We start from the raw sequence: 21,003 nt of genomic DNA, 5'->3' as shown, positions 1-21,003 counted from the left end.
TTACGTTGTTATTCGTAAGGGGATGTTTTAGAACAGAATGTCTTCGCGTGTTGAGATGAATAAATGCGTAGAGTGGTTGTTTTATAGACATTCACTGCCCTGCTTGTTGATTTTCATGTTTTTTCCATAGAGACCCACTCGAGCTATGTTGTTATAAAAGGGTTCTGCAATATCGTACTTAAAAGGAAGTACTTCTTCATTATCTTTGTTTATGTATCCCCACTTGGATGACTGGCTTTCAATGCAAACAGCAGCCAATCCTTCAGAAAAAGAGCATCCATTATCATATTCCAACGGAATGACAACTTCTCCTTTCTTATTAATGAATCCTACTTTGTTGTGTAGTGAGACGAGGGCTAATCCTTCCGCGAATAGCTCTATTTGACTGTAAGTCGGTGGAAGAATGTAGTTTCCTTGTCTGTCAATCAGTCCCCATAATCCATCGTGACATACTCGTGCACATTCTTGCTCAAACGAGTGAGCGGCTGCGTATTTAAACGGAATCCGTATTTGTCCGGTATGGTCGATGAATCCGTATTGAGAATTGAGTACTACCATCCCTAATCCTTCTTTAAACGAGAAAGCCCGTTCATACATTAGAGGAATGACAACGTCATATTCTTTATTAATGTATCCCCATTGGATTTTTCCTTTAACCGGTGCCAATCCTTCAGAGAAACGGCCAATGGCCGAGAAGCGCTTTTTCTTATTAGCTACCCCATAAGCTAAAAAAGAAGCGAAGAACTTTGTAATAGTGCTGCTCATTTTCTTTATTGTTTGTGTGGTAAGCGTCCGGATACCATATATATACAAGAGAAGCGTGGACGTCGTTAGTTCATTCTATTCAAGGCTCTGGTAAGCCTATTGGGAAATGAACAACAGAGTCCACGCCCTTGCATATAACAAAGACGTGAACGCTTAGTTGCCATTATCTCCCCAATTAAAGAATTTACCAGATTCTGAATAGAGATAATATTCTAAACGCTTCTACGTTATTAATCGTAATAAGTCGCTACAAAGATATGGATTTTCTGTTAATCGGCAATTCTTTTGGGGGATAAAGATTTAGCGATGGACGAGATGTGTAGATAAAATATAAAGTAGTTAGTGGACAGAATAAAAAAACTCCCCTTACGCTTTTGGTAAAGAGAGTTTTTTATAGTTTGTTATTTAGTGATATCTATAAGAATATAGATGGTAATATGTTATTAGTTTAATAATCCAGGATTGGCATCAATTGCATCTTGTGGAATACGCAATGTATAGCGGGAATCATCTTGTACAAGTGTGTAGGTCACATCTTCTATTTCTTTTTTGATTTCTGGTCGAGTAGTTCGGCGTAAATCAAACCAGCGATGTCCTTCAAAAGCAAGCTCACGAGCGCGTTCTTTCAGAATTTCTGTGATTAGCTTTTCTTGGCTCATCGCATTTATTTCATTCTTCTTTTGTTCATAACCTTCTGGTGTATAACGATTCTCTACTAACTTTAGAAGTCGTGAACGTGCTTCAGGCAATTTGTTTAAATGTGCAGCAGCTTCTGCTGAATTTAAATAAAACTCTCCAGTGCGGAAAGTACATTTGAATTTAGATTCACCACTTTTGATAGAAGTATAATCTCCATTTTTATTTGCTTGATAGTACTTGTTTGGGCGTAGATCTTTTCCTTCCTCATATTCTTGTAAAAATGCAGGGTACAGTAAGAGTGATCCGGCATAATCGCTATTCGGGAAAATTTCATAGGCAGTGATCATTTCTACAGATGTAAATTCATTAGGAAGTTTGTCTCCTTCATTGTTTAGGTTCACTAATGTTGATTTTCCGGCTAGTACACGTTCCGAAGATTCATAAGATTTGCCCCATTCACCCATGTATAAATATACCCGTGATTCCATAGCATCTACTGACAATGTTGAGAAACGGTATGAATATTGAACTTCCCATTCTTTTTTATTAATCAGTTTCCTTGCTGTTTCTATATCAGACAATATAGAGGTATATATTTCTTTTACAGTGTTTCGTGATGGTATTTCTTCTAAATCAGTATTGAGTTTGAGAGGAACTGCTTTGGTTTCTAATGCTCCGGCAGCTGTATAAGGTTGTCCATAAAGATTGACCAATATAAAGTGCATATATGCTCTCATGAGGTAAGCTTCTCCAACTAATTGATTAATATCTTCTTGACTTCCTTCTGATATTTCATCTTTTTTATCGATGATTGCGTTGGCATAATAGATATTGGTATAATAGGCCGCCCATCCAAATTGTCTCGTACTTGCATTCGGATTAACATCATTCCATTTTTCAACATCTCCTAAAGAATTTTTGGAAGTGGCATCAGACTGTAATATGGTTGCGATATCTGTTCTGATTTCGCATATTCCTCTGTCATTGAGTGCTGTATTGTAAGCTGTTGTGAATAAAGCTCTGTATTCAGCTAGCGTATTGGGAATTACTTGGCCTACTGGCTGTATGTCCAAATAACTATCACAAGAAGATAATAACAGGCTTCCTATTAATGTGAATATATAATATATTTTCTTTGTCATAATATATTTTTTAAAAGTTAAGACTTAGATTGAAGGTAATGGATTTGGGAACTGGGGTAGAGTATAGGTTGCCCATTGACTCCGGATCCATATAATTATCATAATTAGAGCTGATAACGAATAGGTTACGAGCCTCTAATCCTACAGTTGCTCCGCCGATACTTAGTTTATGCAGCCATTCGGATGGCACCCGATAAGCAAGACGAATATTTTGTAAGCGTACAAAGCTTAGTTTTTTTACCCAGATGTCCAGTGATCTGTAAATGTCATTTCGAGTACTGAACAAGTAGTAGTCAGCCGGATTGTAGTTATACGTTGCTAATGCAGGGAATTTTCCTGTTTTATTTTCCGGTGTCCATCTATCCAGTATGTCTCTATTCATATTGCGTCCTGGATCTAAGTCAGACACATTATAACTTGGAGTTGTTTTTACGTGTGCTCCAAAATTATATGAAAAATTCAGATTCAGTTCCCAATTTCGGTAATTGAACGTATTTAGAAAACCGCCCGTATAGGGAGCGTCTGACGTTCCGACATAGCTGTAGAAATCTCTTTGTTCTTCGCTATTCGGTCCTATTTGGTAAGTGCCAAGTCCGTCTTCATTCGATGTCATTCTAAATAATTCTTCTACAGTGACAGCTTTGCCCTCTTTATTCTCAAGATAGATTTGTCCTGTATCAGGATTTATACCTTTTGTTTTTAGCGCAAAGATTGCACCTACAGGATATCCTTCCAGACTAGGAGTCACTTGGCTTTTATCTGTAAGTACTTTTAGTACTTTATTTTGATTATATGCGAAGTTGAAAGTAGTGTACCAAGAGAAGTTTTTAGTGGTGATATTACGTGTCTGCAGATTTACTTCTACACCTTTATTTTCCATACTAGCCCAGTTTATAGACATATTAGTGAATCCATTTTCCAAAGCTAATGCTTTAGAACCAATTAAGTCTGTTCCTTTTCTATAGTAGTAATCTACACTAAGATTGATGGCTTGATTGAGTACGGAAAAATCCATTCCTAAATTGTAAGATGCTGTTTTTTCCCAGCGTAATTTACTGTTGGGAGCACTATTGATAATAATATTTTCTTCACTGTAACCAGGTAAAATATTCACATTATCATATTTCCCGACTAGGAATGGAGAGGTTCCCTTATCAATATTTCCTTGTAAACCATAAGAAAGGCGAAGAGCTAAATTATCAATCCATTTGTATTGTCTAATGAACGATTCATTAGATAAACGCCACAAACCACTTACCGAATAGATTGGTAAGAAACGGTATTTCTTATCTACTCCGAATAAATCAGAACCATCCATGCGCACACTTCCTCCCAATGTATAACGATTCATTAAAGTATATGAACCATTGGCAAAGAAAGAAGCAAAAGCGTTTTCCTTGTACGATTTAGTTTTTAGATTCCAATCATTGGCTTGTGCTTCATCTTTAAATATGAGATTCTGGAATGTTAGTTTCTTGGGATCATATCCGTATCCGGTTGAGGCTTGGTTGTCTACCCAGTTTTTGCGAATTTCCGAACCAGCCATTATTTGTATGTCATGTATATCCCCAAATGTGTTTTTGTATTCTCCCTGGATTTTCCATGTGAGTTGTGAGGTTGTACTATTAGTTGTTTTAAGCATGCCTCCTTCTGGTATAAGATAGGTTTGTACACCATTTTTCCAATATTTATTGGTTTCACGTATATTCCTAATATTATATGAATTTATCCCGGCATATTCTTCTTGCGACAATTGATCCCATTGCACACCAATCTGTGAATAAACTTTCCACTGATCGTTAAAACGTAGCTGAACATCAAAGATAGAATTGATGGCTGTGGTGACAGACTCTTTATTGGTATTTGCTCGTTCTTCGAATATATTGAAGCCTTGCTTTTCATCTGTTTCATTACTTCTGACTACGTCGTAATCGTAAAGGTAGTTTCCTTGTTCGTCAAACGGAGCAAAGTAAGGGTTGGCGATACGTGAATAATATATAGGGTTAATAAGTCCGTAAGTATCAGTCATAAATGTGTTATTCTTGCGTCTGTTGGCAAAAATAGACATTCCAATTTTTAATATTTTGTTGATTTGGTAAGACGTTTTACTGGTCAGATTAAAACGGCTCATGCTTACACCTGGTACATTTCCGTTTTCTTTGACATAACCAAGTGAGTTGTAATAAGTAACCTTTTCGCTACCACCAGAAATGCTAAAGTTATATTCTTGCGTGAAAGCATCTCTGAATAATATATCATTCCAGTCTGTATTGATTGTTTTCAGTTTGTTTATAGAATTTTGGGCTTCAGGTGTCAGTCCGTTCCACCCCTGTTCTTTATAGATGTCTATTAAGTTATATTGCTTCATGATAGCAGCAACTTTTCCTTTTTCAGGAAATACCGGTATCGGATCTGTTAATCCCCATAATATGTCAAACCGTGCTTCTTTTAATAATTGAAGTTCCAAATCGACTTTCTCTTCCGAGTTTAGTAAGTTGAGTCGTGAAGTATTGAGATTTGGAGTATAAGTCAATTTAGTATTGAAGTTAATAACAGGTTTTCCGGTTTTTCCTCTTTTGGTTGTTACCACAATTACGCCATTTGCAGCACGTGCACCATAGATAGCAGTAGCAGCTGCATCTTTTAATATCGTAATGCTTTCAATGTCGTTTGGACTTAAACCTGCGATAGAAGATTGTGACATATTTACGATGTCATTATCGTTATCTTTGTTGATTTCTGGAATATCAGTCCCTTCCAATGGTATTCCATCCAATACCCACAGCGGGTCTTGTGTTCCATTCAGTGAAGCAGTACCACGAATACGAATACGTGCTGGAGCTCCCGGTGCACCGGAAGTTGTCGTTACAGCCACACCGGCGATTTGTCCCGCTAATGCCTGGTCGATACTTTTTGCAGCACCTACCATTCCATCTGTAACATCTACTTTGGCAATGGCAGCAGTCAGTTTACGACGTTCCAGTTCTTGATAACCGGTTACTACGACGTCTCCCAATGTGTGTGCAGAAGCTTGAAGTACAATACGATAAGTATCTTTTCCTGCTTGCAAAACGATGTCTTGTTCTTCAAATCCTATATAACTACAATGTAACCTAGTCACCTTTTCCGGAATGGAAATGGAGAATTTACCATCCATATCAGTGATAGTACCTAGAGAAGTCTGTGATGCTCCGGCCTTTTTCAAATCGTCTGCGTTAACATATACGGAAGCGCCGATCAGAGGTTCATTATCTTCACCGGATATAACGACTCCGGTGATTGTACGATTAGCAGCGCTGGCAAAGGCCAGCGCATTTGCAAAGAGGCATATAAGAATGCACAAGTATTTTTTTCTCATTAATGTAGATAGTTAAAGTAATAAGTGGTTTTATTTGATTCCTAAAGCCGTATTAATACGCAGAATCATGTCCTCATAATGATAGCGTGCAGCGGTATCGGAAGTTCCGAGACGGTTCTGCAACAACTTCTTGATACGTAATAATTCACCGCGTTTCACAGAAATAGCATCTGAAATACGGTTGAGTTGACTGCCATAGAAATTGAGTACACGTGGAGCACCCATCCGGTCTTCCTGACGAAGTGCACGTTGTTCGGCAGCGTAACAGCTGCAGAAAGGAGTAGCGTGGTCAAGCAAGAAATGTTCGTTGGCAATCTTCTTGTTGATTTTAACGGCTTCAGGTTCTGCAGCGGCTGTAAGTAATGCATCGAGGAAGTTTTTCTGCAAAGAACGTTCCATAACGTTAGGGATACCACCACGTTCGGTAACACCGAAAATGTTCTTATGAAGTCCGTCCATAAGTTCCACTACTGTAAAGGCTTTCTTTCCGTTGACAGATTCATTTTCTATCATACGCATCAAACGAGTATTGCCAAGTAAATCCCAAAGGATATAGGCTTGGGCGTTCTTTAAGATTTGTGTCGGAGCATTCTCCTGTTTTCCGATGGGAGTATTGCGAAGCAGATAAGTATATTGTCCTACTTCCGTGTCAAACAACCATTTAGGGTATGTCAAAACTTCATCCATCAGAAATTTCAGTGAAGCTTGTTGTTTCTCTTTCTCTACGAATGTGTAAGTTTTAACGCCGTCTCCTACGATTGTATTTTCAATGTAGATACCGCCAATATTGGCAAGGACATGATATAAATAGTTGTTCCATTGGTTGATTACGGCATAGTAGAGGCGAGATGCTTCTTCATAAGTTTGTCCCTTCTCACCGGTAGTAGTCCATTGAAGAATTTGTGGAACGATACGTTTCAGATTCTCAATGCCAAGTAAAGAAGAACGAACCGGATCATCACCTAAATCTTCGTTCTGTGCACGTGGATCTACCGCATCGCGGACATCCTGTGCTTCACTATATTTATAAAGCCGATCAGTATGTTTGCTCAAGAAATCGAATAAAATATCCTTTTCTTCTTCCGGAGTATTCTTTCCGTACCAACGATACCCATATTCGATGGCGAACATGTCATAAGGACCGATATGCGGAGAAAGAACTTTCACGCCATCTCCAGGCTGTGCGATATAATTGAATCGTGCATAATCCATGATGGATGAAGCGGTAGAATTCATTCTGGAAGTGAATGCCTCAGAACGTAATGAGTCTGTCGGGAAAGCCCATGAACCCATCATATTGTGGCGGAGGCCCAAAGAGTGGCCTACTTCATGACAGGCTACAAATCGAATGGCATCTCCCATCAAAGCATCAGGCAATTGCACATTACGTGCTTCCGGACACACTGTTCCGGTCTGGACAGTAATCCATTCACGTACCATAGAAAGCACATTGTGCCACCACATAATATCGGCTTCCAGGATTTCTCCGGAACGGGGATCTAACAGAGAAGGTCCCATTGCATTTTTCTTTTCCGAAGCAGCGTAAGTCAGTACGGAGTAATTGACATCATCCATGTCTACATGCATACTGTCCGTGATTTCTTTGGCGATAATCGCATTCTTGAAACCAGCCTTTTCAAAAGCAATCTGCCAGTCCTCGATACCTCTCTTTATGTACGAACGCCATTGGTAAGGAGTTGAATTGTCAATGTAGAAGACAATTGGTTTGGCAGGTTCCACCATCTGACCATTCAGATAAGCCTCCCGGTCTTCCGGTTTGGGTTCCATGCGCCAGCGGGTGATATACTGTGTCTTATCCGTACGCTGCTGTGCATCACTGAAACTTAATAACGGATTCGTGAAATAACCGACCTTCTGATTGTCGAATCGTCCCATCATCGGCTTTTCGGGCAGTAAGAGAATAGAAGAACTAACTTCCACCGTTACATAAACAGTAGTAGTGCCTTCTGTTACCCGGGTAGTCAACTCGGAAGTTGCCACGACATTGTTTGAAAAGGATTTGATGGATAGAATACGTGATAAATTCTTGATGGCTGAAGTACCCAGATTGATATTGGTAAATACGTTATTGATACTGGTTTCCGTACCATCATAAATATCATTCACCTTGATTACTAATGCCGTAGAATCTGCATTGACCGCTTCGATCTTGAATGCGGCAATCAATGGTGAGATAAAATTATCCTTTACCGAACGGAAGATAGCATCCGTTTGGGGGGCCAGAGGTAATGGACGTTGTTGTCGTAACATTAGTTTGCCCGTTGCTTTGTCCCATTCCATGCAAACCATCTGATTCTCATAGTTTACTCCGCGGTTTACGCCCGCATCGTTAAGTTCGGCAGGAACTCGTTGCAGCTTATTGACAACTAATAAATCACGTCCCAAAAGTGAGGTGGGAATCTCAAAATAATAATCATTCTTCTTTTGATGTACAGCAAACATCCCTTTGGTCGTTTTACTGCCTTCCACTAATTTCTCGTAGTCGCTTTTGCTCTCCTCTTCTTTCTCTTCTGGTTTTTTCTTTTTCTTTTTAAACCAACTCAGATTTTCTGTAGCGGGGGTAGTTGCAAATGCCGAGAGCGTTTCTCCACTCAGCAATATACATGCAATGACCGCTGCCATTACTTTGACATACATTCTCATTGAGTTTCTAACTTTTAATTATAATTAAAAAACGGCTACAAAAGTACTAATATAAATAACATAATGAATACTAATTTGCAATGAATATAACATTAAAAAGAATTATTAACTAGTATCTATGGTCATCATTCTCCTCGGATATTTCATAGTTTAGTGGGAATAGTGTACATTTGCGGGAGTAAAAAAGTGAACGGAATGATGAGACGATATATTACTGCTCTGATGCTGGCTTGCTGCATCGGAGGGTATGGACAAGAGAAGAAGCAAGCAACCTTTGTGCCCCCTTTTGACTTTCCTCTTACATTGAGTGGAAACTTTGGAGAAATCCGCTCTAATCACTTCCACGGCGGACTGGATTTTAAGACAGGCGGAGTTATCGGTAAACCCGTCCGAGCTCTCGCTGATGGCTATATTTCGCGTATTCGCGTCACGAATGGTTCGGGATATGTACTTGATGTCTGTTATCACAATGGCTATTCAACTATCAACCGTCATTTGAGTGGTTTTGTTTCTCCCATTGCCGAAAGGGTGGAGAAACTGCAGTATGAAGAAGAAAATTGGGAAGTAGAGATCGTTCCCGAACCGGGAGAATATCCGGTGAAAGGAGGTCAGCAGATCGCATGGAGCGGAAACACCGGATATTCGTTCGGCCCGCATCTTCACCTGGATGTATTTGAAACGGAATCGGGAGATTATATTGATCCTATGCCTTTCTTTCAGTCGAAAATAAAAGATACGCGTGCTCCGAAAGCGGATGGCATTATGTTTTTCCCACAACGAGGTAAAGGAGTAGTGGATGGAAAGCAAGAGAATAAAACCATCCTTCCCAATAGTGAATGTCCGGTGGAAGCATGGAGAATGATAGGTGTGGGGATCAAAGCATACGATTACATGGATGGAGTAAGTAACCATTATGGTGTTTATTCGGTTGTGCTTACGGTAGATGGAAATGAAATATTTCGCAGCACCGTAGATCGTTTTTCGCAGGAAGAGAACCGGATGATTAATTCATGGACTTACGGACAATATATGAAATCATTCATTGATCCGGGGAACACTTTGCGTCTGCTAAAAGCATCGAATGACAACCGTGGGTTGGTGACGATTGACGAAGAACGGGATTATCAGTTTTTATATACACTAAAAGATGCTTTCGGAAACACTTCCAAATATAGTTTCACCGTACGGGGCCGGAAGCAACCGATTGAACCGTTGAGTCATCGGGAGAAATATTATTTTACCTGGAATAAGACTAATTATCTACAAGAACCGGGATTGAACCTGGTTGTTCCGAAAGGCATGTTGTATGATGATGTTCCCCTCAATTATCAGGTGAAAGCGGATAGTGGTGCCGTTGCTTTTACTTATCAGCTGAATGATAAAGCGATTCCGCTACATGCAGCTTGTGTGCTGTGTATCGGGTTACGTAGAAAACCAATTGCTGATACGACGAAATATTATGTGGCCTGCGTAACTCCGAAGGGAGGAAAGTACAGCGTAGGCGGAAAGTATGAAGACGGATACATGAAAGCATCTATCCGGGAGTTGGGAACTTACACTGTTGCCATCGATACCATCCCGCCGGAGATTATCCCTGTCAACAAGAATCAGTGGGGAAGAAACGGAAAGATTGTTTATCGGCTGAAAGATCAGGGCACGGGAATAGCTTCCTATCGCGGAACGATTGACGGAAAGTATGCGCTTTTCGGACGTCCCAATATTGTGAAATCGTACTGGGAATGTACATTGGACCCGAAACACGTAAAGAAGGGAGGCAAGCACACTGTTGAATTTACAGTGACCGATTATTGTGGAAATGAAACAGTGGCCCGTGAAAGCTTTGTTTGGTAAATTATTAAAAGTGAATCATATATTTATTATGAAGAGAAGAATTATTCTTTGTGCCGCTGTATTGATGGCGGCTGTGGCGAACACCTTCGCCTGCACCAATCTGATTGTCGGAAAGAATGCGTCTGCCGATGGTTCGACGATTGTTTCCTATTCTGCCGACTCGTATGGTTTATTCGGAGAACTTTATCATTATCCGGCTGCTACCTATCCAAAAGGTACGATGTTGAAAGTTTATGAATGGGATACCGGTAAGTATCTGGGAGAAATAGAGCAGGCACGCCAAACTTACAATGTAGTCGGTAATATGAATGAATATCAGGTTACCATTGGTGAGACAACTTTCGGCGGACGTCCGGAATTGGCCGATTCTACAGGGATTATCGATTACGGAAGTCTGATTTATATCGGTTTGCAACGTTCGCGCACTGCCCGTGAAGCTATTAAGATCATGACCGATTTGGTGCAGCAATACGGCTACTATAGCGAAGGAGAATCCTTTACTATTGCCGATCCGAACGAGATATGGATTATGGAAATGATTGGTAAAGGTCCTGGCATCCGTGGAGCGGTTTGGGTAGCTGTACGTGTGCCCGATGATTGTATCTCGGCACATGCTAACCAGTCACGTATCCACCAGTTTGATATGAACGACAAGGAAAACTGCATGTACTCTCCGGATGTCGTTTCTTTTGCCCGTGAGAAGGGATATTTTAATGGAGTAAACAAAGACTTTAGCTTTTCATTAGCCTATGCTCCTCTTGATTTTGGTGCACGTCGTTTCTGTGAGGCTCGTGTGTGGAGTTATTTTAATAAGTTCACAGATAACGGAAAAGATTATCTTCCTTATATTGAGGGAAAGACCAATACGCCGATGCCTCTTTTTGTGAAACCGAAACATAAGTTATCCGTGCAAGATGTGAAAGATATGATGCGCGACCATTACGAAGGAACGCCTCTTGACATCTCCAATGATTTCGGAGCCGGACCTTATAAGACACCTTACCGTCTTTCTCCTCTGAACTTCAAGGTAGACGGCCAGGAATATTTCAACGAACGTCCGATTTCCACTCAACAAAGTGGGTTCGTATTTGTTGCACAAATGCGCGCTCATAAGCCGGACCCGATAGGCGGAGTACTTTGGTTTGGTGTGGATGATGCGAATATGACAGTATTTACCCCGGTTTATTGTTGTGCTACTAAGGTGCCGGTGTGTTATACCCGTGTGGACGGAGCCGATTACATTACTTTCTCTTGGAATTCTGCTTTCTGGATTTTCAACTGGGTGTCTAATATGGTCTATCCGCGTTATGATTTAATGATTGGTGATGTACGGGAAGCGCAGAAAGAAATGGAAACTACTTTCAACAATGCGCAGGAAGGTATTGAAGAAATGGCTGCCAAACTGCTAGCAAAAGATAAGAATGCAGCAGTTGACTTTCTGACAAACTATACAAATATGACTGCACAGAGCACTTTCGATACTTGGAAACAATTGGGAACATTCTTGATTGTGAAGTATAATGATGGAGTGGTGAAACGCGTTAAAGACGGTAAGTTTGAGCGTAATTCTATCGGACAACCTGCCGGAGTGATGCGTCCCGGATATCCGAAAGAATTCTTGCAGGAATATGTCAAGCAGACTGGTGACAGATATAAAGTGCCACAAGAATAGATATGAAGTATGAGATATAAGGTATTAAGTATATCACTTTTTAATTCTTAATTCTCAAATTTCAATTAAAAGAATAGGAATTATAAACTTATTATTTTACATTTGTGTGCTCAAGAAATTGATAATAAATAATTCATTAACCAATAAATAACAATCGAAATGGAAAATCAGGAACTTATTAAACAGGTCACTGAAAAAGCCGAAAAATGGCTAACCCCGGCTTATGATGCTGAAACCCAGGCTGAAGTGAAGCGTATGTTGGAAAACGATGATAAAACCGAACTAATTGAAGCTTTCTACAAAGACCTTGAGTTTGGTACTGGTGGTCTACGTGGTATTATGGGTGTAGGTAGCAATCGTATGAATATCTATACGGTAGGTGCAGCTACTCAAGGGCTTTCCAACTATCTGAAGAAGAACTTCAAAGACCTGCCGCAGATTTCTGTAGTAGTAGGTCATGACTGCCGTAACAACAGCCGTTTGTTTGCGGAGACTTCTGCTAATATTTTCTCCGCCAATGGTATTAAAGTATATCTGTTTGACGACATGCGTCCGACACCGGAAATGTCTTTCGCCATCCGTCACCTCGGTTGCCAGAGCGGTATCATTCTGACTGCTTCTCATAATCCGAAGGAATACAACGGTTATAAGGCATACTGGGACGATGGTGCACAAGTATTGGCTCCACACGATAAAGGCATTATCGATGAAGTAAATGCAATTGCTTCTGCTGCCGATATCAAATTCCAGGGAAATCCGGATTTGATTCAGATTATCGGTGAAGACATTGATAAGGTTTATCTGGACATGGTGAAAACCGTTTCTATCGATCCGGCAGCTATCGCCCGTCACAAAGATATGAAGATTGTCTATACTCCGATTCATGGTACAGGTATGATGTTGATTCCTCGTGCATTGAAAATGTGGGGATTCGAAAATGTATTTACTGTGCCCGAACAGATGATTAAGGACGGTAACTTCCCGACTGTCGTATCTCCGAATCCGGAAAATGCGGAAGCTCTTTCAATGGCTGTAAACCTTGCCAAAGAAATTGATGCTGATCTCGTAATGGCTTCCGATCCGGATGCTGACCGTGTGGGTATTGCTTGTAAGGATGATAAAGGCGAATGGGTACTGATTAACGGTAACCAGACTTGTATGATGTATCTTTATTATATTCTGACGCAGTACAAACAACTGGGTAAGATTAAAGGTGGCGAGTTCTGTGTGAAGACAATCGTTACAACTGAACTAATCAAGAAAATCGCAGATAAGAACAACATCGAAATGCTTGATTGCTACACTGGATTTAAATGGATTGCCCGTGAAATCCGTTTGCGTGAAGGCAAACAGAAATATATCGGTGGCGGTGAAGAAAGCTACGGATTCCTTGCCGAAGATTTCGTTCGCGATAAAGATGCCGTATCGGCTTGCTGTTTGATTGCTGAAGTTGCTGCATGGGCAAAAGATAATGGTAAATCCTTGTATCAGTTGTTGCTGGATATCTACGTAGAATACGGATTCTCTAAAGAGTTTACTGTAAACGTCGTGAAACCGGGTAAGAGCGGTGCTGAAGAAATCAAAGCTATGATGGAGAACTTCCGTGCCAATCCTCCGAAAGAATTGGGTGGCTCTAAAGTGATCTTGAGCAAAGATTATAAGACACTGAAACAGACAGATGATAAAGGTAACGTAACTGCAATTGATATGCCGGAACCATCTAACGTGCTTCAATATTTCACTGAAGACGGTAGCAAAGTTTCTGTTCGTCCTTCAGGTACAGAACCGAAGATTAAGTTCTATATGGAAGTTCAGGGTGAAATGGGTTGCCGCAATTGTTATGCTTCTGCCGAATCTGCCGCAATGGAAAAGATTGAAGCAGTGAAGAAATCATTGGGTATCTGATTTTGTTTCTTCTGAAATTTCAGATATAGATAACGAAAGATAAATAATAAATAGCGCCTCCATGGTCTTTTCGAAGATTATGGAGGCGCTTCTTTTTCTCTATACATAGCCCTGATTCTGCCTATTTTCGGGCTTTTTCCTCAACTTGGCACAGTTCTTTCATTTCCTTTGCATTCTTTAAGTCCACTTGCTAATCCTTCTTGCGAGAATCTTGTTGTATTGGCATCATCTCAATTTCAACAGGCAGGCTGCGGATACACACGTTTTGTTGATGCTTTAGAGTGATACGTTCAGTTTCATATTCGTAAGTTGTTCGTTTGTAGTTGTGTGTATTTCGCGGCCTGCTTTCTTAGTCTATTTTTCAGTCAGTGCTATTTCTTTTTTTCTGTTATTTCTTCGTGCCTATCCAAGTCCATTTATGCCATATTGTTTCCAATGGTCCTTGTTTATGTTTAGACAGCCACCATTTGCAGAACCGAACTTGCGCCAGGAAAAGAATAATACCGATAATCAGGCTAAGAGTATATCCACAGTAAGGAGCAAGATAGAATCCGAATGGGAAATAGATAATGGCTCCCAAAATAGATTGAGAAATATAATTGGTCAAGCTCATTTTTCCGTAGAATCGCAGATTAGATACAGTTTTCTTGAACTTATCCTTCTGATAAAGCAACACGAAGGAAGCAACGAGTACAATCGTAAATGCAAATTTCTGCCACATATCAAAGGCAGTACCTACCGTTTGCTGAATTAAACTGCTGTCACTTTGCATGATCTGTTCTTTCAGAGAATACAGTGGCGCGAAACTGATAGCTGCAATAATAAGTGCTTTCATCCAGAACTTCAAATGAGATTCGGTAGTTACGAACAATTCTTTGCGTCCGATATATAAGCCAAACAGGAAAAGTCCGGCAGTCTGTAAGAAACGTCCGGCACCGATGGCCCAAAACAGGCTTGCTTTCTGTCCTAAAGTAACATTACCTATCAGAAAATCCCAGAAGTTTCCGGCTTTGGTGTATTCTGCTACTTCAGCATACATGGCTCCGACATTCAAATCGGGTAGGGTATAGGCAGGATTGAAAAGGCTCATTATATAATGAAACCATTCAATCGGTTGCAGTGAAAACAAGATGGCAGTGATTAGAATAGCTTTGTCACTCCATTTACGTACGATAAACAGCACGAGACTGATTACAGCAAACAGAAGCAGGACATCTCCTGCCGGGAAGAAAGCGGCATTCAATGTGGCGAATCCTACAAGCAATATCATTCTCCATAAAAAGCGGTAACCAAAGTCTTTTCCTTTCAACTGCTGGTTGTGCGACTGGATAAAGAAAGTGAATCCGAAAAGCAGAGCAAATATGGCATAAGATTTTCCGGCAAGCAGTGAAAATGTCGCATTAAATACTCCGGCATCCAAAATGGTGAGCCATTCAGGCGAACTTTCCGGATATACGGGGAAAATGAAATGCTCCAGGTTATGAACCAGAAGGATGGCCATTACAGCAAATCCTCTAAGAGCATCTACTACTTCAATTCGTGGTGTTTTTGTTGATAATTCCATATTCGATTTATTCATTTGGGTGTTCTATCCACCAATCAATCATTTTTCGGGCAAGACTAAGTTTTCTGGGAAGTTCGGGTAGATGGTCTCTTGTATAAAAGTCTCCCGAACTCAATTCTTCATCTTGGAGGTTGATTTCTCCTCCGGCATAATCAGCAATAAAGCCGACCATTAGTCCGCTGGGATAAGGCCAGGGCTGATTACCGAAATAAGTGATATTCTTCACATCCAGTCCGGTTTCTTCTTTCACTTCACGTGCTACACATTCTTCTAATGTTTCTCCGGTTTCCAGGAATCCGGCAACGAGACTGTTGAATGTTCCTTTAAAATTGCGGGCGTGCACTAAAAGTAGTGAATCTTTTTTTCTCACTAATACAAGAATCGCTGTGGAAATGGAAGGATATGCTTCCCGGCCACATTTCGGACAACGCTTCATGATAGATTCTTTCTGTTCCATAGGCGTGCCGCAGGCAGAACAGAAGCGGCTGTTTTTATCCCAATGCAGAATCTCATGTGCTTTTCCTGCTGTCTGATAATGAGATAAAGGAAGATATTCATAGGAGGCACGAAGCCCTATCATGATCCATTGCTCCGATTCTTCAATGGGAGAGGAGAGGGAGAAAGCCTTGCAGTTTCTCCCTTCCAGTGTGGTGATATTGTGTACTGTTGTTTTTTCTTTAATAACAATAGGAGAGCTTTCTCCACACGGGACGGTATATATGCCATCCTCTTTTTTCTCAAGAAGCAGTTGGTCTTTGTAAAAGATAAACCACCATGATTGTGCTGTCTGATTCATTTTAATTCTAATTCTTGATCTTCGCGCTGCGAAGTTATAAAAAAACTAGATTGATATTTAGACTTATCAGATAAAATACAGGGCAACTGCACTAAAATTTGATTCATAACCGTGCATAAATGAACAGTTTCACCACAGAGGACACGGAGGACATAGAGGTTTCAAAGTTCTAATTCAGAGATAATTATAACCTCTGTGTCCTCCGTGTCCTCTGTGGTGAAAAGAATCAAAACTGCATAGAAACGAGTTAAACGGTGCGCTAATGAATGGGTCAAAGGTGAGGGGTGGTGAGGGTAGATTTATAACTTTCGTATTTTTTTTTATAGATAAAAAAGGAGATAGTATAGAAAATAATAAAATAAAAGGTTATAAATCTACCCTCACCACCCCTCACCTTTGACCCATATCTTATAATAAAAAGATAACGGGGAATCTTAAAAACTCAATCATCTTTTTCAGATTTACCACAACGTTTCCAGAATACTCCATTATTTTATTCAAAACTGTGCGGATATGAATTAAATTTTGGTGCGGTTGCCCTGGATAAAATATCAATAGACTAACTCAATAAAATGCATTGTTCGACACCAATTTCCTGAATAAAATAATTGTCGTGTGAGATTGCTATCACAGTACCTGCATAATTTTTGATAGTAGCGGTGATAATTTCAATACTTTGTATGTCCAAATTGTTGGTAGGTTCATCCAGGATAAACATATCAGGGGTATTGTTACTAATCATCAGACAGCAGAAAGCGAGACGCATTTTCTCACCACCACTAAGTTTCCGGCAGGATTTGTCCCATTCGGATGCAGGAAACAAGTAACGGTTTAGAATAATCTTTATTTCATGCTCCGGCAGATTCCGGCTGTTGAAAGCGTAAGCCTGTTCAAGAATACTGTTCCGGTCGTCAATGATCGAATACTCTTGATTCAAATAGACATAGCTAAAGTCCGTCCGTGTCAGGGTTCCTTCCTGTGGTTGAAGTTGGCCGGTGATTAATTTCAATAGAGTTGTTTTCCCGCTACCGTTGGCTCCTTCTATACGGAGGCGGTCTCCGCTCTTTAGCTGAAAGCTGACAGGAGCTTGCCAAAGCTGTTGTTTTGAGATACTATTTTCCTGAATATCATTGTTAATCGAATTGGAATGATAACTGAAGTTAATCTCTTTTGCTGTCACTAATATCTTCCCGGTATGAAGCGAGGAACTGTTGAAATCGGTTTTTAATGCCGCAGTCGGAGAGAGCGAACCTCGAAGCTGGTTGCGTTCATTTGTTAACTTCTCGGCTTTCTCCTGATGAACGCCAGTCAGTTTACTAGTGCTCTTCTCGGATTTCCCTTGGAGTGCGTTCAATACAATGCGTGGAACTCCTTTTTTTATATTACTCTTTTCGCCGCGTACATTCTGTTTGTCCCTGCGTTCGGCCGTTTCGCGAGCCACTTTACGGGCAATACGTAGTGCCTTTTCTTTTTCTTCAATACGTTGTTGCAATGCTTCCTGCATCAGCGTTTTTTGTTCTTTGTAGAATTCGTAATTTCCGCCATAATAATTGATTTGATGCTTCTCCAATTCGCAAATTTCGGGGAGAAGATTGAGCAGAGTACGGTCATGACTTACCACTAACAGGGTGGAACGATATTTTTCTACCCAGTCATATAAACGTTGTCTGCCGGAAGAATCGAGATGATTGGTCGGTTCATCCATAAGTATGACAGATGGATGATGAATGTCCATACCTGCCAGGAATACGCGGGTCTTTTCGCCGCCACTAAGCAGATTCATCGGGTAGGATAGCGTAAACTGTCCTAATCCCCATAAATCGAGAGCGGCAATGGAACGTTCTTCGATATTCCAGTCATCATTTAGCATAGTGAAATGTTCGTTTGAGACATCTCCTGCCAGGATAGCGTGCAGAGCTTGCTGTTTACGCTCTATCTGAAGAGCCTGTGCGATGGTCAGTGAATCATATTGCCCGAAATGTTGCGGGATATAATATAGGTCGTCCGGGCGGACAATGACACCGGAAGAGGGTGATAACTGTCCGGCAATAATTTGTAGCAAAGTAGATTTGCCACAGCCATTGTTACCGACTAATCCTAGTTTCTGCCCTTTACTGATGGCAAAATTGAGGTCACTGAATAATACTTCTTTATCCGGATGGATATAGCTGATTTGTTGGATACTGATAGACATGATGATCTATTGGGTTTGAGGTTGAAAATAGAGTGAAAAAAATCACAGGATAGGGGAACGACAAACACAATACTGGCTAAACAACACGGATTTCGTGATGCTTAACAAAATAGAAAAAGCATATAAGAAAAGTGATGTTTACTTAGAAGTGTTGTCTTACTTAGTAATTCTCATTGCGGTAGGTATATAGTTTAACTTGGCTGCAAAGATAACACTTTCTATTAGATTTCACTCTATTAAGACTGAAAAAGAATGAATTTCATTTATTTAGAGGCTCCGTTTACCTCATTCAGAGCCTCCGATTACTCCAAATAGAGCCTCTGTTTACTCTATTCAGAGGCTCTGTTTTAGAAGTGAGTTATACTCTTTCTTATTCTTATACATCAAACAGTTGATTTAATCCCTCACTCATACTGGGATGCGTGAAGATAAAATCGCGCAAGAATGTAGAGGTTTGCCCTGTTTTTATCGCCATAGCTACGATATTGATGATTTCTGAAGCATCGGCGCAGAATAGAGTACAGCCCATAATCTTCCCGTTATGATTATTGATGATAGCTTTTAGCATACCATCAGTCTGCCTCAATGTACGGGTACGGACGATGGAGGAAGCCGGCAACCGGGAAACCTTAAATGAATATCCTCTTTTCAGAGCTTCTTCTTCACTGATTCCGATATGTGCCAATGGCGGATCAATAAACACTGCATATTGCACAGGATCACGGTCTCCGATATCACGTTTCTTGTCGCCGAAGAGCTGGTCACGGATAATCCGGAAATCATCCAGCGAGAGATATGTAAATTGCGATCCGCCTTTCACATCTCCCATTGCCCATATATGAGGAACAGTAGTGCGTAACTGATCGTTTACGATGATAGCTCCGTGAGCATCAACTCCTACACCCGCTGCTTGCAGATTCAATCCCTCAATCATCGGTTTACGTCCCGTTGCGATAAGAATGGCATCTCCATCTACATAATAAGGAGTACCGTCGGATATGTCCGAGTAAGTCAGTGTCACTCCGTCATTCGTGTCATGGATAGACTGCGCACGAGCGTTCAGATGGATTTCAATACCTTTCTTCTCCATCACTTCTTTGACGCTGTTTGCAATATCCCGATCTTCACGAGGCATAAATTTGTTTCCTCCTTCGAGTATCGTCACTTTACTGCCGAAACCGGCATACATAGAAGCGAACTCCAGTCCGATATATCCTCCACCTATGATAATCAGGTGATGAGGAAGTACGCTTAAGTCCAGAAGCGTGCTACTGGTATATACATGCTGACTTTGCTGAATGCCATCTATTGCCGGGATAATAGGAGTAGACCCCGTATTGATAAAAATCTCTTTTCCTTGCAGCTCGATATATCCTTCAGGTAGTGTTACCTTTATAGTATTCGCGGATATAAAAGAACCCATCCCGGTGTAGATAGTCACATTAGGACGTTTGCTTAGTCTTTCGTAATTATCATTCCTAAGAAAGGAAGTGAGGCGGTTCTTTCGGCCGATGGCCTGTTTGTACATATTCGCCTGCTTCGGAAAATCATCGTGGTAAAGCAAAGCGGAAACCTCGGCTTCATGCACCAGTGTCTTTGTTGGGACACAGGCTACATTCGGACAGCTTCCTCCATACATCATGTTGGAACGTTCTACGATGGCCACTTGCCATCCGCGGTTGGAAAGTTCGGCAGCCAGGGTTTTCCCTGCCTTGCCGAATCCTATAATAATTGCATCATATTGTTTCATAACTTCTTGTATTAACGATTCGTATGAGACTATATAACAGTCTGAAAATACGATTTGTTCCGCAATGGCAAGAAGTCAGAATCCTCTTTAGTGGTTGTCTTAGTCTTTTTTAAGTGTTTTGAGTACGCGTTGTGACGAGTCGGATAATAACACTACAGCACTGGCCAGGATCACAATGTCTTTAATCACCAACCGTCCTGCACCGGACAGTAACGGGAAACCGAATTCTCCGCTTCCCAAGTCGGGGACCCAGACTTCCGGGGTAGTGACAAGAAAAGAAAGTGTTCCGAGCGTCATGATAATAGCCAGAGTGTCGCCTGCCAATCCCACTTTTGGGAAAAAGATTCCCAGGAATACCAGTATGCCAATGCTCATAATAAGACCTCCCAGTCCGTAAGAGAAAGTATAAGTGCGGTTTGCTTCGTGCCATGCACGATTTTCCGGGACGAAAGCACCCTCCGCATTTTTATGTTCTTTGTATTCGGGTGCACCTTTAGCATAGAAGAAACTCATAAAAGGACTGTTGGCTACAAACGGAACAATCCCGTCGGCTTCATAGTGGAAATACTTCAATCCGCCTATCCATACAAATACTATCAGGATGGCAACGCGGATAAATTTAATACCAAAACTTTTCAGACTTGAAGTGAAGGTCAGTAAAGCGATCAATTTCTCTTTCATTTTGTTGGGGTTTTAATGGGTT

General features: G+C 40.8%; 12 protein-coding genes. 3 read left to right on the top strand and 9 right to left on the bottom strand.

From position 1 onward, the window contains the following. Positions 1-81: 81 nt before the first annotated feature. The 4 genes from GD631_RS19495 to GD631_RS19480 all read right to left on the bottom strand — a co-directional run bounded on the left by GD631_RS19495 (position 82) and on the right by GD631_RS19480 (position 8,568). Positions 82-765 carry a WG repeat-containing protein gene (locus GD631_RS19495; RefSeq protein WP_143259493.1) on the bottom strand — a complete coding sequence of 228 codons (684 nt, stop codon included), beginning with the start codon at positions 763-765 and terminating at the stop codon, positions 82-84. Between the two features lie 443 nt (positions 766-1,208). Beyond that, complete coding sequence (locus GD631_RS19490) at positions 1,209-2,546, bottom strand: RagB/SusD family nutrient uptake outer membrane protein (RefSeq protein WP_143259494.1); 1,338 nt, start codon at positions 2,544-2,546, stop codon at positions 1,209-1,211. 10 nt (positions 2,547-2,556) lie between these two features. Continuing rightward, entirely contained in the window at positions 2,557-5,904 is a 3,348-nt protein-coding gene (locus GD631_RS19485) for a SusC/RagA family TonB-linked outer membrane protein (protein WP_143259495.1), read from the bottom strand. A 30-nt stretch (positions 5,905-5,934) separates the two neighbouring features. Then, positions 5,935-8,568 carry a zinc-dependent metalloprotease gene (locus GD631_RS19480; RefSeq protein WP_143259496.1) on the bottom strand — a complete coding sequence of 878 codons (2,634 nt, stop codon included), beginning with the start codon at positions 8,566-8,568 and terminating at the stop codon, positions 5,935-5,937. A gap of 198 nt (positions 8,569-8,766) precedes the next feature. Here GD631_RS19480 and GD631_RS19475 point away from each other — a divergent pair, with 198 nt between their 5' ends. The 3 genes from GD631_RS19475 (at position 8,767) to GD631_RS19465 (ending at position 13,996) form a co-directional block, all read left to right on the top strand. Continuing rightward, positions 8,767-10,419, top strand: coding sequence for a M23 family metallopeptidase (locus tag GD631_RS19475; RefSeq protein WP_143259704.1), 1,653 nt, complete (start codon positions 8,767-8,769; stop codon positions 10,417-10,419). Positions 10,420-10,447: 28 nt separating this feature from the next. Then, a complete protein-coding gene (locus GD631_RS19470; RefSeq protein ID WP_143259497.1) occupies positions 10,448-12,091 on the top strand; it encodes a C69 family dipeptidase in 1,644 nt (547 codons plus the stop codon). A gap of 159 nt (positions 12,092-12,250) precedes the next feature. Next, on the top strand, positions 12,251-13,996 hold the full coding sequence (locus GD631_RS19465; protein WP_022275297.1) for a phospho-sugar mutase: 1,746 nt from the start codon (positions 12,251-12,253) through the stop codon (positions 13,994-13,996). A 388-nt stretch (positions 13,997-14,384) separates the two neighbouring features. On the opposite strand, the gene GD631_RS19460 is transcribed toward GD631_RS19465, so the two are convergent. The 5 genes from GD631_RS19460 to GD631_RS19440 form a co-directional block, all read right to left on the bottom strand. Then, positions 14,385-15,560 carry a DUF418 domain-containing protein gene (locus GD631_RS19460; RefSeq protein ID WP_143259498.1) on the bottom strand — a complete coding sequence of 392 codons (1,176 nt, stop codon included), beginning with the start codon at positions 15,558-15,560 and terminating at the stop codon, positions 14,385-14,387. 7 nt (positions 15,561-15,567) lie between these two features. Beyond that, the gene (gene nudC / locus GD631_RS19455) at positions 15,568-16,356 is read right to left on the bottom strand and encodes an NAD(+) diphosphatase (RefSeq protein WP_143259499.1); all 789 of its coding nucleotides are present in this window, start codon (positions 16,354-16,356) and stop codon (positions 15,568-15,570) included. Positions 16,357-16,915: 559 nt separating this feature from the next. Beyond that, on the bottom strand, positions 16,916-18,550 hold the full coding sequence (locus GD631_RS19450) for an ABC-F family ATP-binding cassette domain-containing protein (protein ID WP_143259500.1): 1,635 nt from the start codon (positions 18,548-18,550) through the stop codon (positions 16,916-16,918). 376 nt (positions 18,551-18,926) lie between these two features. Continuing rightward, entirely contained in the window at positions 18,927-20,300 is a 1,374-nt protein-coding gene (locus GD631_RS19445) for an FAD-dependent oxidoreductase (protein WP_143259501.1), read from the bottom strand. A gap of 99 nt (positions 20,301-20,399) precedes the next feature. Then, the gene (locus GD631_RS19440) at positions 20,400-20,981 is read right to left on the bottom strand and encodes a DUF417 family protein (RefSeq protein ID WP_143259502.1); all 582 of its coding nucleotides are present in this window, start codon (positions 20,979-20,981) and stop codon (positions 20,400-20,402) included. Between the last annotated feature and the right edge of the window lie 22 nt (positions 20,982-21,003).

Origin of the sequence: Bacteroides luhongzhouii (genome assembly GCF_009193295.2) — a bacterium.
Lineage (GTDB): Bacteria > Bacteroidota > Bacteroidia > Bacteroidales > Bacteroidaceae > Bacteroides > Bacteroides luhongzhouii.
The sequence above is the reverse complement of the archived record's forward strand: the minus strand, read 5'-3'. Positions and strand labels throughout refer to the sequence as shown.

Coding starts and splice junctions, on each gene's coding strand:
- GD631_RS19460 (WP_143259498.1), bottom strand. CDS start 15,560: ATGGAATTATCAACAAAAACACCACGAATTGAAGTAGTAGATGCTCTT.
- GD631_RS19470 (WP_143259497.1), top strand. CDS start 10,448: ATGAAGAGAAGAATTATTCTTTGTGCCGCTGTATTGATGGCGGCTGTG.
- GD631_RS19440 (WP_143259502.1), bottom strand. CDS start 20,981: ATGAAAGAGAAATTGATCGCTTTACTGACCTTCACTTCAAGTCTGAAA.
- GD631_RS19445 (WP_143259501.1), bottom strand. CDS start 20,300: ATGAAACAATATGATGCAATTATTATAGGATTCGGCAAGGCAGGGAAA.
- GD631_RS19490 (WP_143259494.1), bottom strand. CDS start 2,546: ATGACAAAGAAAATATATTATATATTCACATTAATAGGAAGCCTGTTA.
- GD631_RS19475 (WP_143259704.1), top strand. CDS start 8,767: ATGAGACGATATATTACTGCTCTGATGCTGGCTTGCTGCATCGGAGGG.
- nudC (WP_143259499.1), bottom strand. CDS start 16,356: ATGAATCAGACAGCACAATCATGGTGGTTTATCTTTTACAAAGACCAA.
- GD631_RS19495 (WP_143259493.1), bottom strand. CDS start 765: ATGAGCAGCACTATTACAAAGTTCTTCGCTTCTTTTTTAGCTTATGGG.
- GD631_RS19480 (WP_143259496.1), bottom strand. CDS start 8,568: ATGAGAATGTATGTCAAAGTAATGGCAGCGGTCATTGCATGTATATTG.
- GD631_RS19485 (WP_143259495.1), bottom strand. CDS start 5,904: ATGAGAAAAAAATACTTGTGCATTCTTATATGCCTCTTTGCAAATGCG.
- GD631_RS19465 (WP_022275297.1), top strand. CDS start 12,251: ATGGAAAATCAGGAACTTATTAAACAGGTCACTGAAAAAGCCGAAAAA.
- GD631_RS19450 (WP_143259500.1), bottom strand. CDS start 18,550: ATGTCTATCAGTATCCAACAAATCAGCTATATCCATCCGGATAAAGAA.